The sequence below is a fragment of the Acinetobacter sp. RIT698 genome (assembly GCF_009668065.1).
In the GTDB taxonomy this organism is placed as follows: domain Bacteria; phylum Pseudomonadota; class Gammaproteobacteria; order Pseudomonadales; family Moraxellaceae; genus Acinetobacter; species Acinetobacter guillouiae.
The window spans coordinates 23,728-41,171 of sequence record NZ_WJYH01000017.1; the positions used below are offsets into that span (position 1 = coordinate 23,728).

Consider the following 17,444-nt stretch of genomic DNA (forward strand, 5'->3'; position numbering starts at 1 on the left):
TACATATTGATATTTGAATATATTTCAAGCAAAAAACCCAAATTTTTAACTGAATTTAGTACTTTTTATAAAATTTCGGACTTAAAAGGCCATTCTATAAGTTTTCGTCATTAAAATACGCTAAAATACGCGATTGCTTTTTTAATGTCTTTGGAAATATTCATGAATTCGAAACCACGTCTTTCTACATATTGGGTTACCTGTGCAGATGGACTAGAAACCTTACTGCAAGAAGAAATTCAAGGTTTAGGGATTCAAGATATTGAAAAATTTCCTGGACGTTTAATCTTTAAAGGCAAACTCGAAGATGCATACCGTGTTTGTATGTGGTCACGTTTGGCTTCTCGTGTACTGACACCGATTCATGTTCATGAACTTGAATTTACCCATGACGCACGTGACGTTGCAGAAGAACTTTATGAAGGTGCGATCAATTTTGATTGGTCACTTATTTTTGCACCACAAAGTACTTTCGCAATTCGTCTTCACGTAGAACGTGATATTAAAGTCAATACACAGTTTGCGACTTTACGTGTTAAAGATGGTGTGGTTGATTCTTTCATGGAAGCTGTCGGTAAACGTCCAAGTATCGACATTAAACAGCCTGAAATTACCCTGTATGTGCTTGCTGGAAAAACTGAACACACCTATTGTTTAGATTTATCTGGAGATTCTTTACATAAGCGTGGCTATCGTCGTTTTATGACAGATGCGCCGATTAAAGAAAACCTAGCCGCCGCTATCCTACAAAAAGCACAGCTTAAACAACGTAATCCAGAAATTATTCTTGACCCAATGTGTGGTTCAGGAACCTTTATTATTGAATCATTGATGATCCTAACTGATCGTGCACCTGGTTTAGTGCGCCGTTTCGGCTTTAATGGCTGGAATGGACATGATCATGAGTTATGGATGTCGATTAAAGCTGAAGCAGCTGAACGTCATAAAGTTGCCTTAGAACAACCTTTACCTAAATTCTATGCCTATGATGCAGATTGGGAAGCAGTAAAAGCAACCAAACAAAATATTATTGCTGCTGGATTTGAGCAACAACTGGATCAAATTCAAATTGAAGAGCGTACTTTAGCAGATTGGCCTGATTTCCAAGCAGAAGGCAAAACTTCATTTATAGTCACCAACCCACCCTATGGTGAGCGTTTAGGGGAAAAAGCCTCTAACCGAGCTTTATATCTGGGTCTGTCAGCACTTCTACAAAAGAATTTCCCGAATCAGCATGCTGCCGTTATCGCAGCGGCTGTTGAACAAGCTGATGTATTGGCATTTAACAATCCACAAATCTTACGTTTAATGAATGGTAAATTGCCAATTTATATTCGTTTTGGTGATATTAAGCCTGCAGCAGTGGTTAAACCTTTCCTTGCAGATTGGCAACCTCAACAATTTGAAAAAATCGAAGGTGCGGAAGACTTTACCAATCGTTTGCAAAAAAATATGCAAGCTTTAAAGAAATGGGCTGTAAAAGAAGATATTTATTGTTTACGTCTCTATGATGCAGATTTACCAGACTTTAATGTCGCTGTAGATTTGTATGGTGATCGTTTACATGTTCAAGAATATGCACCACCAAAAACCATTGACCCAGAAAAAGCCAAAAAACGTTTTAACCTCGCTTTGGCTTCAATCCGTGCCGTAACAGGTTTAGGTCGTGATGCAATCTTTATCAAAACCCGTGCCCGTCAAGAAGGTAAAACCCAGTACGCAAAACAAAGTACTGCATCTAAACGTTTTATCGTACAAGAAGGTAAAGCCAAAATTTTAATCAACTTGACTGATTATTTGGATACTGGATTATTCCTAGATCACCGTCAAATGCGTCTACGTATTGCAGCTGAGGCTAAAGGAAAACATTTCCTGAACCTGTATAGTTATACCTCTACAGCAAGTCTACACGCTGCTTTAGGGGGTGCTGCAAGTACGACAAGTGTTGACTTATCCAATACTTATCTAAATTGGTCTAAAGAAAACTTTGTCTTGAATGGCTTAACAGTTGATCATCCAGATGAACAGCATCAATTCTTCTCAAGTGATTGTTTTGAATGGTTAAAAGAAGGTCATGAACAATATGACATGATTTTTATTGACCCACCAACCTTCTCAAACTCAAAGAAATTCTACGGTACTTTTGACGTGCAACGTGACCATATTTCTTTACTTAAACGTGCAATGAATCGTCTAACCACAGAGGGAACGTTGTATTTCTCAAATAACTATCGTGGTTTTGAGATGGACGAAGAAATCGATGCAATGTTTGATGTACAAGAGATCACCAATGAAACAATTGGCTTAGATTTCAAACGTAATCAAAAAATCCATAGAGCATGGAAAATTAAACACTTCCCTGTTTAATCATACTAGACCTCGGGCTTATTTATAAGCCACGGGGTCAATTTCGTGTCCTATATAAAGTGTAACGCGATCTTGGGTTGTAATTCGGACATCATGGCGTTGATATGGATTATAACCAACCTCAATTATTCTATATTTTTCAAGTGGTTTTAAATATTTATCCCCAGGTTGATTTGGATCTGGATCTTTTTTCTGCCACTCGAAATCAGTTAATACAGTAGAATAAATTTCATCTTTTTTAGCATCGTCCGACCTTTCCTGAGCAACTTGTTTATGCAGGTTATTTTGCTCTTCGACAGGTTGTTGTGCATTTTCCTTTACAGCTTTAATAATAATGGGTGACAGTTTAACCACACCTACAGATTGCGCTGCAAGATCTTGATCATCTAATTTATCTGCCAATGCCTCTATCGAACTAAATGCCATCAAGAGAAAACCGAGTATTTTTAAATAATCAGATTTGTCCTTATCTTTGATCATCATGATCAACTTTTCCTTTCTTATTATTCCTCATTGAAAAAACTATCAATTTTTGACCGTTTTTTCAATAAATTCATGAAAAACCCGATAATAGGTAAAACCTAAATAAACACGCATAAATATCTGATGATTAAAATAATATGATGAAGAGCCAAGGCTATGCCGATTGCTTCTTCTAGATGGTTTATAGATCTATGCATCCCTATAGCTCTGGATGCTTGATTGGGGAATCAAACAGGCTTTAAACCTTTGCATCAATTCTGTGATGTGTAGTGTTTTCCCTATTATGCGGAAAGTCTTAATGTGGCATTCTGCTGTTCAATCAACCTCAATTACCCTTCACAAGTGCTATCCATCAAGATTACTTCCCCTTACGCCAATGCTTGCACTTATGTAGAACACTAAAAAGTCCTCAAGCTTGCAATGCCATACCTTATATTCAAAATAACACGCAAAAATATAAATGCTTATCCAATAAAAAAGCCAACCACCTTGCGGTAGTTGGCTTCGGTTATACTGTTGGATAAATTAACTTAATTTTAATTTACCAAAATCAAGTTGACCATTTTCAGCACTGATTAAGATGGTATCACCTGCTGTAAATTGACCGGCAAGGATTTGCTGAGCCAATGGATTTTCAACCTGTTGTTGAATTGCACGTTTAAGTGGACGCGCACCATATACAGGATCAAAACCAGCATCAATCAGAATATCAAAGGCCTGATCATCGACTTTCAATCCAATGTCTCGTTCAGATAAACGTGAACGTAAACGATCCAATTGAATATCCGCAATGCCACGAATTTGTGATTTTTTCAACGAGTGGAACACCACCAATTCATCGATACGGTTAATAAACTCAGGACGGAAATGTTGTGATACGGCATTCATCACCGTTAAACGAACATCTTCATCACTCGCACCTTCACCGAGTTCACGTACATCACTTGAACCTAAGTTCGATGTCATCACAATCACGGTATTTTTAAAGTCAATCACGCGGCCTTGTGAGTCAGTTAATCGACCATCATCCAACACTTGTAATAAGATGTTGAATACATCTGGATGGGCTTTTTCAACTTCATCAAATAACACCACACTGTACGGTTTGCGGCGTACTGCTTCAGTTAAAACACCACCTTCTTCATAACCCACATAACCTGGAGGTGCACCCACCAAGCGACTCACCGAATGCTTTTCCATAAACTCTGACATATCGATACGGATAATTGCATCATCACTGTCAAATAAGAAGTTACCTAAAGCCTTGGTTAACTCGGTTTTACCCACCCCTGTTGGTCCAAGGAATAAGAACGAACCACTTGGACGATTAGGATCAGATAAGCCGGCACGTGAACGACGAACTGCATTTGAGACAGCAACCACAGCTTCATCTTGCCCAACCACACGGTTATGTAAGAAATCTTCCATATGAAGCAATTTCTCACGCTCGCCTTGTAGCATTTTTGACACAGGAATACCGGTTGCAGCACTGACCACTTCTGCAATTTCATTTTCAGTCACTTTGGTACGAATCAGTTTCGGTTCTTCATTGACTTCCGCAACCTCTTCTTCATTCAAACGTTTTTGCAACTCTGGAATCACGCCATATTGCAAACGACTTGCTTCTGCCAAATCACCTTCACGTTGCGCTTTTTCAAATGCAGTACGTGCTTTATCAAGTTCGATTTGCGCCTGATTTGTACCATCGACTAGACGCTTTTCTGCAATCCAAATTTCTTCCAAATCACTATATTCTTTTTCAACATCTGCAATTTGTTTTTCCAAATGCTCAACTTCAGCTTTACTGACTGAATCTGCATCTTTTTTCACCGCTTCCAATTGCATTTTTAATTGGATTAAACGGCGGTCTAAACGGTCAAGTGGCTCAGGTTTTGAGTCAATTTCCATTTTGATACGTGATGCTGCTTCATCAATCAAATCAATCGCCTTATCTGGTAATTGACGGTCTGTAATATAGCGATGTGACATTTTCGCAGCAGCTATAATGGCAGAATCGAGAATTTGCACCCCATGATGCGTTGCATATTTGTCTTTTAGACCACGTAAAATTGCAATGGTGTCTTCAACACTTGGTTCATCCACCAGAACTTTTTGGAAACGACGTTCCAAAGCTGCATCTTTTTCAATAAATTGACGATACTCATCCAGAGTTGTTGCACCGACACAACGTAATTCACCACGTGCCAATGCAGGTTTTAACATATTACCTGCATCCATCGCACCATCACCTTTACCCGCACCGACAAGCGTATGTAGCTCATCAATAAACAGGATGATCTCACCATCAAATTTAGCCAGATCTTTGAGTACTGCTTTTAAACGTTCTTCAAACTCACCACGGTATTTTGCACCAGCCAGCAACGAGCCTAAATCTAATGATAAAACACGTTTACCTTTTAAGCCTTCAGGCACCTCACCATTGATAATACGCTGTGCCAGACCTTCAACAATCGCTGTTTTACCTACACCTGGTTCACCAATCAATACCGGATTATTTTTAGTCCGACGTGACAGCACTTGAATGGTACGACGGATTTCTTCATCACGACCAATCACTGGATCGAGTTTGCCTTCCGCAGCACGTGCCGTTAAATCTACAGTATATTTATTGAGTGAATCTCGCTGATCTTCATGGTTATTTGCCATAACTTGTTCGCCACCTCGAATATTTTCAATTGCTTTGCGTAGTTTGTCGGTTGTTACACCTACACTGGTTAACAATGTTTTGGTTGCACCTGTTTCAGCAAGTGCCAAGATCACCCAGTCGGTAGATAAAAATTCATCTCCTGCTTTTTGAGCAAAACTATCTGCCAAATTAAGCGCACGTACAGCTTCTGGATTTAAATTGATATCCCCAGTCGGTGTTCCAATTTTTGGTGCATCAGCTAAAGCTTTTTGCAGTTTTGTTTTTAACTCAGGTAGATTGGCGCCTGACTGTTGCAACAGACTTAGATTGGATGGTTCTTCCAACAAAACGGAAAGAATATGAATACCCTCAATTGCGGTATTATCATTACCCATTGCCTGAGATTGTGCATCAGATAAGGCTTGCTGCAGGCGGTTCGTAAATTTTTCAAATCGCATTCTTGTTATTCCTCACAACAAATTTTGTACTTGAATAATAAATGGGAACGTTTTTTTCGATTTCAATAGCAATAATGAATTAATTTATATATTTTTCAAAAACTTACCAAAACACTTGAAATAGATTTCAGTATTAATATCTGTGCTGAAACGTTATTTTTCAAGTAAGCTGATGGAAAAATATAGAGGATTAGTTTTTTAAGCGTTTGTATTTTCAACGATATGCTTTAGAGTAAGGAGTATTGAGAGATTTTAGTATAAGAACAATGTTGACTTTCGGTAAATCATTAACTGTGTTAATTGCAGTATCTGCACTGTATGCCTGTGGCTACAAATCGCCAAATAGTGAAGAATTTCCGCACAAACATATCCAGCAATTAACACCGAATATATCAGGCATAGAATTAAAATGGTTTAAAACGTCTGATGATATAAATAGAAAAGCCATCAATGAAAATTTTATCATCTACAGTTGCCCTGAAAGTGATGTGAAACAAAAACCTGTAAAAAACTTTAAAATATGTACTTACGATTTAAATCACGATCAACAGATTCAGCCTCATTCCATTGCTGCACAAACAAATCAATTTATCGATCAAATGTTCGCGCTAAATCACAATCACTTTCTCATCACTATTAAAACCTTTCAATCTGGTGTGAATGATCCAATGCAAGCCTATTTGTTCAATGCACAGACACAAAATTTAACGGCCATGACTTCATTTTCTTATACTGCATTTTCTCAGACAATTTTAGAAAAAATGGTACAGGAAAAGACCTATCAAAAGAAAGTTTTAGAATATGGCACTACGGTTTATTTTGATCCTCAATATATTTCTGCTAAAGAAGCCGCAGAAGCTCAAGAAGAACTCAAACAACAACAGCAATCTGTAATCGAAAATTTCAAAGATATTTTTAGAGACAGGCCTGAAGAGCCAAAGCGTGATTTTTCACCAGATGATTATCGTGTTCAACCTGCCGAACCTTTTAATTTAAAGCTTATTCAACAGTTAAAGCTTTATCTACAACAATACCAAGCAGAATGCTATTTAATGGTTGATCCCGAAACACAGCTCTTAAAAACACCACAAAGTTATATCTATAGTCGTGATTTTTCGCAATTTCTGCCACAGTTAGAAAATGAAATAGGGCTGCCTGAATGCAAAAAACCAGCGGAATCATCACCTGTAAATGCCAAATATCTAAAATATCAAAGTATTGATGATGTTAAGGGCTCAGGAAATCATTATGTATTTTGGTTTACGCCCATTGGTTATGATGTATTCGAAATCAAACAGCATGGGCAAAATAAACAATTTAAGCTGCCCATTGACTCTGCTTGGATATATCAAAGTAGAAATAAACTGATCATCTCCACTGATCAGACTTACTACATCATTCCACTTTATTAATGAAGTGTTTTAACCTAATAAAAACTCTAACCCACTTTATTCATTAAGTATTCAATAGCTTTACACTTCTGACTTTGTCGCAGAACTTTGAGAAACCGCACTATTCGCTGCGACACTTTGAGTAATCCATACATTCCCACCAATTACAGCGCCTTGACCAATGGTAATACGCCCAAGAATGGTTGCACCTGCATAGATCACCACATTGTCTTCAACGATTGGGTGACGTGCATATTCTTTCTGTAAGCGCCCAGAATCATCAATTTCAAAACGTTTGGCGCCAAGCGTTACGGCTTGGTAAATCCGCACATTTTTACCAATAATACAGGTTTCACCAATCACCACACCAGTACCATGATCAATAAAGAAACCTTGATCGACTTGTGCACCCGGATGTATATCTATGCCAGTTTTTGAATGTGCAATCTCAGCAATTAAACGTGCTAACAGTGACAAGTCTTTTTTATAAAACTCATGTGCAATACGATGGTAAATAATTGCCAAAATACCCGGATAACACAATAAAACCTCATCGACACTTCGCGCTGCTGGATCACCATCATAGGCCGCAATAACATCTGTATCTAAAATACGACGTAGATCTGGTAATTTTTGCGCAAACTCACTGACGATACTTTGTGCCAATACCTCAATCACATCGGCATTTTCGTTGTGCTTTTTATATTTATAATCATAGGTTAGATTAAGTTTGACTTGCTCCAATAATGAATGCAGAGTTTTCTCAAGTGCATGTGCAATATAAAAATTTTCGCTTTGTTGGCGTAGGTCAGGTGGTCCAAGTCGCATTGGAAACAAAATGCCACACAGATCATTCATAATTTTCTTAATTTCATCTTTTGAAGGTAATTCCCTACCGCCAAAGTCTTTTAAGCTTTTACGTTGAGTACGCCATTCATTTCGAGCTTGTTGTAGCTCATCCACAATATTGGGGATATTCCATTGGGTCATATATTTACCTACTGAAACGACTTTCACAATCCATGCGCTTAACATGAAATTTTATTATTCACTTTGAATATGTAAATACTATTTTATTAGCAATCTTGTAGATAAACATTCTTCGTATAAAGATATCTTTAAAAATCATTTAAACCTTATTTCAAAATAAGAATAAGCAATTCAATTTTTATTAATTTATAGAATATAGAAAATCATTATAGTTGTTATCAATACATCTGATACATCAAGACTTAGATGTAATTCTAAGTTTGAAGAAAGGCAACTGAAATGACGAGTTTAAATCAACAACACTTTACCGAATTAACAACGGCTCAAATTGAAAACATCTTTGAACAAGCAAAACAACGTGTAGAAGATCATTATTTAGAATTTACAGGGACGATTTTACCTCATGAAGCATGGGCTTTGTTTAAAGCGGGTCATGTGGTGATTGTCGACGTACGTACCAACGAAGAACGTAAGTTTGTGGGCTATGTAGAAGATACCATTCATATTCCTTGGGCAACAGGAACTGCTCTAAACCGCAATCCACGCTTTGCCAAAGAACTTGAAACTAAAATTGGAAAAGACAAGATTATTCTACTGCTTTGTCGTAGTGGCAAACGTTCCGCAGCCGCTGCAAATGTGGCTTTTAATGCGGGTTTTGAAAATATTTACAATATCGAACAAGGCTTTGAAGGCGACCTTGATGAAAATGATCATCGGGGTTCTTTCAATGGATGGCGTTTCCACAACTTACCTTGGCGTCAGGAATAAAGCTTTTGCTTTATTCCCCTTATGAATTTTTATAAGCAGTTGAGAATGATTAAAGACGCTCTTAATTAGAATCAAATTAATGCAATAAATACCCGTCACAATTAAACACCAATAGCAAAATTCTTACTTTATTGGAGATGATAAAAAACAGCATTTTTAAATCAAATGAGTAATCAATAATTAATTTCAAATACCACCAAGGATTAAAACATGGCTAAGAACCAAGAAGTCACACGCCAAGCGCTAAATGATCAAGCAGCCCGTCAACTTGCCAATGCGACAAAAACAGTACCTCAACTCTCAACTATTACACCTCGTTGGCTGACACATTTATTGCAATGGACCCCTGTTGAAGCAGGTATTTATCGGGTCAACAAAGTCAGCAATACCGATGACATTCAGGTGGCTTGTACACAACGTGATGAAGCAACACTTCCACAAACTTTTGTCGACTATGAAGTTAATCCACGTGAATATTTTTTAAATGGTGTTTCCACTGTACTGGATATTCATACCCGTGTTTCTGACTTATATAGTAGTCCACACGATCAAATCAAAGAACAGTTACGTTTAACCATTGAAACAATTAAAGAACGTCAAGAAAGTGAATTGATCAATAATCCTGAATACGGCTTATTGGCTAGTGTTGCAGATGAGCAACGTATTTCCACTTTGACGGGTGCACCCACACCAGATGATTTTGATGATTTACTGCGTAAAGTTTGGAAAGAACCAGGCTTCTTCTTAGCACATCCCGATGCGATTGCAGCTTTTGGACGTGAATGTACTCGTCGTGGTGTTCCACCACCAACTGTAAGCCTATTTGGTTCACAGTTCATCACTTGGCGCGGTATTCCACTGATTCCTTCAAATAAAATTCCAGTTGAAGACGGCAAAACCAAAATCATCTTGTTACGCGTTGGTGAAAAGCGTCAAGGTGTTGTTGGCTTATTCCAACCAGGTCTTGCTGGTGAACAGGCACCTGGCCTATCTGTACGCTTTATGGGCATCAATCGTAATGCAATCGCCTCTTACTTAATCTCCTTATATTGTTCTCTTGCTGTGTTGACAGATGATGCACTCGCTGTGCTCGAAGATGTGGAGGTAGACAAGTACCATGACTATCCAACAACTTACAAGTAATCAATCTACTCCAGATATTTCTTCTGATCATATTGCTGATGCACCCATCAGTGAATCTGTCATTGCACAATTGGCTGCTGAATTTTTTTCGGCTTTACCCAAGCAAAACCCACAAGGTTTTAACTTTGATATACCCGATCAACGATCTCAAGGTATTAGTCACCAACCACAGCCTAAAGACCCGATTACTGCATTGTCTGGGCGCATACCTGCCATTGTGCAACAGGCAAATTTAAACCCGGATTCTACACATCACTATGTAGAACCGACCGCCGACCATCCCGAGCGTAGAATTCTATCTTCTTCGCCCATTGTTGGTGGTGCAAATACTCCTGATCCATTTGCTGTCGGACAAAAGCTAGATTTGTCTTTGAATCCTACACAAATCACACAACAGACTGCACCATCAAACCTAACAACCACTGCGCCACATCAAGCTCAATCGAGTTATTACTTTTTGGATCTGCCTCACCCTGAAGTTACCAGCGCCCAAACAGTCAATACCAATGCGGCTCAAACTGATGTGCTTAAAAATCCATATGCGTTTGATGATTATCATGTGACAGATGATCAGCAATTAAAAAGTGTATTACAAGATCGTAATGACAAACCTGCAACAGCAGCGTCTGGTTATTATTTTCTTCAATCACCCACCATTGAAGCTGTTCGTCCGCATTCAGATGTGCAAATACCAGCGAATGCTCAGAACTATCAACCCATTGATATTTTGCAAATCCGTCGGGATTTTCCCATCCTACAAGAGCGTGTAAATGGTAAGCAATTAGTTTGGTTGGATAATGCAGCCACCACCCATAAACCTCAGGCGGTCATCGATCGAATTTCATATTTCTATCAACATGAAAATTCGAATATTCACCGTGCAGCACATGAACTTGCAGCACGTGCCAGTGATGCTTATGAGCATGCACGTGATGTTGTTGCTCGCTTTATTGGGGCCGCTTCAGCAAAAAATATCGTCTTTGTTCGAGGTACAACAGAAGGCATCAACTTAATCTCAAAATCGTGGGGTAAACAGAATATTCAAGCGGGAGACGAAATTATTGTGTCCCATCTTGAACATCATGCCAATATTGTGCCTTGGTACCAACTCAGTAAAGAAACTGGTGCAAAACTCCGTGTAATTCCTGTAGATGATACTGGTCAGATTCAGATTGAGGAGTTTGTAAAATTGCTCAATCCTAGAACCAAACTGGTTTCGATTACACAGGTTTCAAATGCCTTGGGTACTGTAACGCCTACTCAAGAAATTATTGCATTGGCGCATGCAGCAGGTGTGCGAGTTTTGATTGATGGTGCTCAGTCTGTTTCGCACATGCCCACCAATGTTACTGCCTTAGATGCCGATTTCTTTGTGTTTTCTGGGCATAAAGTTTTTGGCCCAACGGGTATTGGCGCTGTTTATGCCAAGTCTGAATTACTTGATAGCATGCCTGTATGGGAAGGCGGCGGAAATATGATTCAGGATGTGACGTTTGAGAATGTGGTCTATCAACCTGCACCAAATAAATTTGAAGCAGGTACGGGGAATATTGCAGATGCTGTTGGCTTAGGCGCTGCTTTAGAATACGTAGAAAGTATTGGAATCCATAACATTGCACGTTATGAACATGACTTGCTTGAATATGGTCAACATGCACTACAAAGCGTTTCTGGACTACGCCTGATTGGTACTGCATTAAATAAAGCCAGTGTGATGTCTTTTACACTGGCAGGCTATGAAACGGAAGAGGTCGGGAAAGTACTCAATCAATATGGTATCGCCGTGCGTACTGGGCATCATTGTGCGCAACCGATCTTACGCCGTTTCGGTGTTGAACGTACGGTACGCCCTTCTCTTGCGTTTTATAATACCACTGAGGAAATAGATTTATTGGTTTCAGTATTGCATCAACTCCGCCGTGCTAAACCTTATAAATCCTAATTTTAAACTTTAGCTTTTAAAGCTTAGTTTTTAAGTTTTAGTTTTCAAAGACTTTATTGATCGATCATAATCACATGCTTAATTAATTAGGCATGTGATTTTCGAGGTGAAGATTATATGATCTATTTTTGAATAGGGTACATAATTTATCCAATGGCTAAAAACACCCCCTAAATTCGATAAAACGCTACACTACAACAAAAAAATTAAGCCACCATTTAGTTTAAATCAGTTTGATCTACCACTATTTTCATCAACCTATTTTTGCATCATTTTTAAGTCGATATTACTCATAACTTTAAAGTAAATTATGTAAGCAGTACCTGTTAGTAAGGACAGTAATCTTTCAAGCTAACAAATCTTGGATCAGCATAATTCTTTTGAATGATAGCCTTCCATTTAATACGCTTATCTTCCAGCCATTTAAGCGTCTTTAAATCTTCCTGATTTGTAGTGGGTCTAATCTTGCTATAATCAGATACAAACTTCCCTATCCAACAATAGTCGGAAATTAAGCTAGGCAACGCATCATTTTCTATTTTTCCATTGAAAAGACTTTGTTCTTCATAAGCTTTTAAAATAGACACTTTCATTAATGCTGAATTATAAATAGCATCAGATACTTCACTCTTGATTTTTTTATCTATTACCTTATAAATTGGTGTATCCAAAGAGAAATAAGCACTTGAAGATTCAAATGATTGCTTTAATTCCTTACTGTCTAATTCAGTAGCATTAGAACAAGCACTTAAACTAACAGAGATAAAGCAAATAAAAATTATTCTTTTTTTCATTTTAATACCTATTTGGTGGAAATGGGGTGAGAGGACCTTCCCCTCTATAGGTTCTGTCATCTGTTAATTGTTTGACCATTCCTGCATGATAGTCTTGTTTAAAAATTCTATTAAAAGTTTGTCTATTAATATATAAAGGGCAATAATTATTACGAGCCAACGCCCTTGTATCTAAGAGAACTTGCTTAATATCCATGGCATTTTTGATTCCCAAAATAAGCATAACATCTGTAGGTGAAAAGCCAGTTTTCACTTTTAGACTAAATGCTGTTTTTTCAAATTCATGAATAATCTGTAAAGCTTCTTTTTGAGCATGTTTTTTAACGTACTGGCTGAATTTTATATACATTTGAGTATTAAATGAGAGCTTGCTAAGCATGCCATCACCTAATTTATTAATATCATATTCTAGTCCAAAACGTACAGCTAACAAAACTTCAAGTTTATTAGTAAGTTCGGCCTGTGACCAATACCAACTATCAAAAAAGAAATTATATGGTGCTGCCTTGTAATAATTATCAACTTTTAAAATTGGGTTACAAGTTAAAGAATTATACTTACATAGCTCTACATCTTCAGGAAATTGACCATTCGGTAACCCTATACTATCGCTCATAGCTTACTTCCAACTTTCCATAGCTTCAGATAAGACAGGGATAATGAATTGTATCTGTTCTTCTTCATTTCCTGAGTTGATGGCTTGTGTTTTTCCTTCAGCATCCGTGATGCCTTCAATAACTTCACCTGAAGCTCTTATTATTCTATAAGGTAATTCTGTGATAGGTTCATTCGTAGTTTCATCTAATAATTGATACTGCAAACCAAAATTTGTTGAGATTACTTTATCTACATAGCTATTTTGTAAAGGCTCTTTTGAGCCTGAAGAACGAATATAAAGAGAACCTTGACTTGTTCCAACAACATGATCTTGTTTAGGTAAAATTTTAGCTCCACAACTTAATAGATCGTCAACGTAAGCGACTGGTTTTCCGTCCATAATAATATGGTTATGACTCGGTTGTATTGTCGACCAGCATTTACACTTAGGACAAAAGTGACCATCCCCTGCACATAGAAATAGATTTCCCATTTGGGATGTTCGCTGTTGAGTTGCTTGAATGATGCCTCCATGATTTGTCATAGAGTTATGAATTGCAAAACCTTTAGCCATGATTAACACCTTCTTGGCACAAAAAGCCTTCAGGAGCCTTATCACCGATAAAGATATTTATAGCTACAGAGTTGTTAGGGCTATCTATAATCTCATCACCATTCTCTAAGTAGCTTCCCACCAATGCAACGGACTGACCATTTATAAGGCACCCCTTGCCAGCACCTGAAATGATTTTAGAATTTGTCCCATCTGCATAAATGACATCGTCACCAACTAAAGCAATAGGCATTCCACCAATTCGGCTTTCCAATGCACTCGCTTTAACTAACCCACCATTTTTGGTTTTAGCCCCATTTACCGCAAGGTAATAGATCTTTTTGGACCTATGTCGAAAATAAAGCTGCTCTGCTTTTATTATTTGCTTTATGTCTTCTTGAGACATCTGTTTTAACTGTTCAATTGGTAATTCATGTAAAAATTTAGGTTTTGTCATACTTAGTCCAATTATTGTTATTGAATGAAGAACATAGCGATTAAAACATAAAACTAACTATTAAGAAAAATTTAATGTAATTGTTAATTACATTTAATAACTTACTCAAATTAACGACAGTCTTTTATGGCGCTTCTGTTCTGATTATCTCGCTTATTAAGTTTATGACCAATCGCATAAAGTAAATCACATACATCTTTCTTGTCTTATAATTTAACAATCACATGCTTGAGCATCTGAATCAAAAAGCGAGATACTACAAAAAATTAAACCTTGTATGTTATTTATGCCTTCAATCAAAAAACTTTTCCTACTATCTAGCTTAATTATAGCAACTCAATCCTTTGCCTTACCTCAAGACTCACGTCGTGCAGGTGGCATAGCGGTTATTCCTGTTCCTAAAACCGTGTTAAATGTCACTTACCAAGACAAACCTGTCTTGATCGTGGATGGTGAAAATTCAGTAAACCATATTGTTTTTGGTATTCCGCTTTCAGTACCACTGGGTACATTGCAATTACAAAGCTCTACAGGCCCAATTAATATTGAAGTGAAGCCATTTAAATATGCTGAGCAGCGCCTCAATGTAAAAAATCAGGATTATGTCAATCCAAATCAAGAACAACTTGATCGTTATAGCCAAGAAGCGAAAGAACAAAACAGTGTTTACAGCTCTTTTAGCCCTGCTCAATGGAAAGACTTTCCAAAATTCATCAGACCTACAGCAGGAAAATTTAGTAATTCATTTGGTCGTAAACGCTTTTTTAATGGTGAAGAGCGTGCTCCACATTCTGGTTTAGATATCCCTGCCCCCATCGGACAAAAAGTTGTTGCGCCAGCTGCGGGAAAAGTGGTTGCGACAGGTAATTATTTCTTTAATGGGAATACCGTCATGATCGATCATGGACAAGGTCTGATCAGTATGTTTTGCCACCTCAGTAAAATAAATGTAGAAAAAGGGCAAATCTTGAAACAAGGTGAATTATTGGGATTGGTGGGTAAAACAGGGCGAGTAACAGGTCCACATCTACACTGGGGAATGAGCTTAAATAATGCCAGAGTTGACCCACAATTATTTTTATCACCTTAATTTAGCAAGAAAAATGCGAAGAAACCTTTGAACGCTTGTTTCAAAAATACTTATTTTTGAACAAATACACATTTTGTAATAATTTATTTTTTTAAATTTTGACCAGATAAGTCACCGACTTAAGTCGTCAAAACCCATTAAAAAAAAGCCAATCTTTTGATTGGCTTTTTTAAAATTAAGTCAGTTATTCAGCAGAAATAATTTCAAAATCATGGGTGATTTCGACACCACCATCGGACAGCATTTTACTTGCTGAGCAATACTTTTCGGCTGATAATTCAACAGCTTTAGCCACTTGCTTCTCTTTTACATCATGCCCTGTCACCACAAAATGTAAATGTATCTTAGTGAATACAGCTGGAATCGTGTCTGCTCGATCCGCTTTGAGCTGACAAACAACATTTGTTACATTTTGCCTAGATTTCTTTAAGATGGTCACAATATCGAATGAAGCACACCCACCAAGTCCCATTAATATGAGTTCCATAGGACGTGGTCCACGGTTTTCACCACCATATTCAGCAGAACCATCCATCACAATTTGATGACCACTTTCTGATTTTGCTTCGAAAGCAACATTCTCTAACCAATGAACGCTAGTTTGCATTGCAACTACCTAAAAAAAGCTATAAATTTACGGGGTACCTGTACACTAGCATAAAATGAGTTGATAAGGAATTTCATCTCTACTGCTTCTACGTGACGAGTTCAATTTAGATCAACAGATCTAGTTATTATCCAATTCGGAATTTTTAAGCATGTCTTCTAATTTTGCACAACTTAGTACAGATGCTTTGTCTCCTGGTCAACTACCTGAGTCAGTCAAAGCTTTGCTCAAAAGAGCCCACATCAATCGTTTTCCAAAACGCTCAACGATTATTGATGCAGGTTCAGAGTCAAAATCACTGTATTTAATTTTAAAAGGTTCAGTTTCAATTATTTTACGTGAAGATGATGAACGTGAAATTGTTGTTGCATATTTGAACCCTGGGGACTTTTTTGGGGAAATGGGATTATTTGAGCAGAATCCACAACGTACTGCGGAAGTAAGAACCCGTGACGTATGTGAAATTGCTGAAATTTCATATGACAATTTCCACGAAATTAGTAAACAATATCCTGACTTAAGTTATGCCGTATTTGCACAACTTGTTCGTCGTTTAAAAAATACAACACGCAAAGTAACTGACCTTGCATTTATTGATGTATCTGGTCGTATTGCACGTTGTTTAATTGATCTTTCAGCACAGCCTGAAGCGATGATCTTGCCAAACGGCCGTCAAATCCGCATTACTCGCCAAGAAATTGGTCGTATCGTGGGTTGTTCCCGTGAAATGGTTGGTCGTGTTCTAAAAACACTTGAAGAACAAGGCATGATCGAAACCGACGGTAAAGCCATCCTTATATTTGATGTATCTTTGGAAGAATCTAATTTTTCTGAAGACGAACTAAGCACAGATGATGAATAAAGCTTGAGAACAAATTTGAGAATTTAATTCCTTAAAGAATTATGTTGAATGGGATAAATATCAAATATTGTCAAAAGTTAAAATATAGTTTAAAAGCAAACTCCCGAGTTTGCTTTTTTCATGTTGCGATAAATACACAGAGAATTACTGTGAACTGGTCTCGTGACCATGCTATAAAACAAGACCAAGCAAAAATGAGCATTTTATAAAAAAATCAGATAACTTTATCTTATTTTGATAATTAGAAATATTCTTTCACTTAGTTATCAAATTTAAATTACGTTATTATTCTCAT

Annotated in this window: 15 protein-coding genes; 7 read left to right on the forward strand and 8 right to left on the reverse strand. The window is 37.5% G+C overall.

Features of this window, described 5'->3' with window-relative positions:
- Nucleotides 1-162 precede the first annotated feature (162 nt).
- Nucleotides 163-2,367 (forward strand): bifunctional 23S rRNA (guanine(2069)-N(7))-methyltransferase RlmK/23S rRNA (guanine(2445)-N(2))-methyltransferase RlmL, encoded by a 2,205-nt coding sequence (gene rlmKL / locus GJV03_RS09585; RefSeq protein ID WP_004721106.1) that lies wholly within the window; start codon nucleotides 163-165, stop codon nucleotides 2,365-2,367.
- Between the two features lie 18 nt (nucleotides 2,368-2,385).
- Here the strand turns inward: rlmKL and GJV03_RS09590 are convergent, their stop codons facing one another.
- Nucleotides 2,386-2,850, reverse strand: coding sequence for a hypothetical protein (locus GJV03_RS09590; RefSeq protein WP_004721109.1), 465 nt, complete (start codon nucleotides 2,848-2,850; stop codon nucleotides 2,386-2,388).
- Nucleotides 2,851-3,375: 525 nt separating this feature from the next.
- Nucleotides 3,376-5,955, reverse strand: coding sequence for an ATP-dependent chaperone ClpB (gene clpB / locus GJV03_RS09595; protein ID WP_004721111.1), 2,580 nt, complete (start codon nucleotides 5,953-5,955; stop codon nucleotides 3,376-3,378).
- Nucleotides 5,956-6,221: 266 nt separating this feature from the next.
- Here clpB and GJV03_RS09600 point away from each other — a divergent pair, with 266 nt between their 5' ends.
- Entirely contained in the window at nucleotides 6,222-7,367 is a 1,146-nt protein-coding gene (locus GJV03_RS09600; protein ID WP_154129965.1) for a hypothetical protein, read from the forward strand.
- A gap of 60 nt (nucleotides 7,368-7,427) precedes the next feature.
- Here the strand turns inward: GJV03_RS09600 and epsC are convergent, their stop codons facing one another.
- On the reverse strand, nucleotides 7,428-8,336 hold the full coding sequence (epsC, locus tag GJV03_RS09605; protein ID WP_004820985.1) for a serine O-acetyltransferase EpsC: 909 nt from the start codon (nucleotides 8,334-8,336) through the stop codon (nucleotides 7,428-7,430).
- Between the two features lie 279 nt (nucleotides 8,337-8,615).
- On the opposite strand from epsC, the gene GJV03_RS09610 reads away from it, so the two are divergent.
- The 3 genes from GJV03_RS09610 to GJV03_RS09620 all read left to right on the forward strand — a co-directional run bounded on the left by GJV03_RS09610 (nucleotide 8,616) and on the right by GJV03_RS09620 (nucleotide 12,189).
- Nucleotides 8,616-9,104, forward strand: coding sequence for a rhodanese-like domain-containing protein (locus tag GJV03_RS09610; RefSeq protein ID WP_004721117.1), 489 nt, complete (start codon nucleotides 8,616-8,618; stop codon nucleotides 9,102-9,104).
- A 210-nt stretch (nucleotides 9,105-9,314) separates the two neighbouring features.
- Nucleotides 9,315-10,247 (forward strand): family 2A encapsulin nanocompartment shell protein, encoded by a 933-nt coding sequence (locus GJV03_RS09615; protein ID WP_004721119.1) that lies wholly within the window; start codon nucleotides 9,315-9,317, stop codon nucleotides 10,245-10,247.
- Nucleotides 10,222-12,189 (forward strand): family 2A encapsulin nanocompartment cargo protein cysteine desulfurase, encoded by a 1,968-nt coding sequence (locus tag GJV03_RS09620; RefSeq protein WP_154129966.1) that lies wholly within the window; start codon nucleotides 10,222-10,224, stop codon nucleotides 12,187-12,189. Before GJV03_RS09615 ends, GJV03_RS09620 begins: the two co-directional genes overlap by 26 nt.
- A gap of 326 nt (nucleotides 12,190-12,515) precedes the next feature.
- On the opposite strand, the gene GJV03_RS09625 is transcribed toward GJV03_RS09620, so the two are convergent.
- The 4 genes from GJV03_RS09625 to GJV03_RS09640 are packed head-to-tail and all read right to left on the reverse strand — an operon-like array spanning nucleotide 12,516 to nucleotide 14,590.
- Entirely contained in the window at nucleotides 12,516-12,983 is a 468-nt protein-coding gene (locus GJV03_RS09625) for a hypothetical protein (RefSeq protein WP_154129967.1), read from the reverse strand.
- 1 nt (nucleotide 12,984) lies between these two features.
- Entirely contained in the window at nucleotides 12,985-13,599 is a 615-nt protein-coding gene (locus GJV03_RS09630) for a hypothetical protein (RefSeq protein WP_154129968.1), read from the reverse strand.
- A 3-nt stretch (nucleotides 13,600-13,602) separates the two neighbouring features.
- Nucleotides 13,603-14,154, reverse strand: a complete 552-nt coding sequence (locus GJV03_RS09635; RefSeq protein ID WP_154129969.1) for a PAAR domain-containing protein — start codon at nucleotides 14,152-14,154, stop codon at nucleotides 13,603-13,605.
- Nucleotides 14,147-14,590 (reverse strand): PAAR domain-containing protein, encoded by a 444-nt coding sequence (locus GJV03_RS09640; protein ID WP_154129970.1) that lies wholly within the window; start codon nucleotides 14,588-14,590, stop codon nucleotides 14,147-14,149. The genes GJV03_RS09635 and GJV03_RS09640 overlap by 8 nt, the downstream gene beginning before the upstream one ends.
- A gap of 277 nt (nucleotides 14,591-14,867) precedes the next feature.
- Here GJV03_RS09640 and GJV03_RS09645 point away from each other — a divergent pair, with 277 nt between their 5' ends.
- Nucleotides 14,868-15,680, forward strand: coding sequence for a peptidoglycan DD-metalloendopeptidase family protein (locus tag GJV03_RS09645; RefSeq protein WP_154129971.1), 813 nt, complete (start codon nucleotides 14,868-14,870; stop codon nucleotides 15,678-15,680).
- Nucleotides 15,681-15,864: 184 nt separating this feature from the next.
- Here GJV03_RS09645 and GJV03_RS09650 read toward each other — a convergent pair whose 3' ends face one another.
- Entirely contained in the window at nucleotides 15,865-16,287 is a 423-nt protein-coding gene (locus GJV03_RS09650) for an OsmC family protein (protein WP_004721138.1), read from the reverse strand.
- 151 nt (nucleotides 16,288-16,438) lie between these two features.
- On the opposite strand from GJV03_RS09650, the gene crp reads away from it, so the two are divergent.
- Nucleotides 16,439-17,149, forward strand: a complete 711-nt coding sequence (gene crp, locus GJV03_RS09655; RefSeq protein ID WP_004721139.1) for a cAMP-activated global transcriptional regulator CRP — start codon at nucleotides 16,439-16,441, stop codon at nucleotides 17,147-17,149.
- The last annotated feature ends 295 nt before the right edge of the window (nucleotides 17,150-17,444 follow it).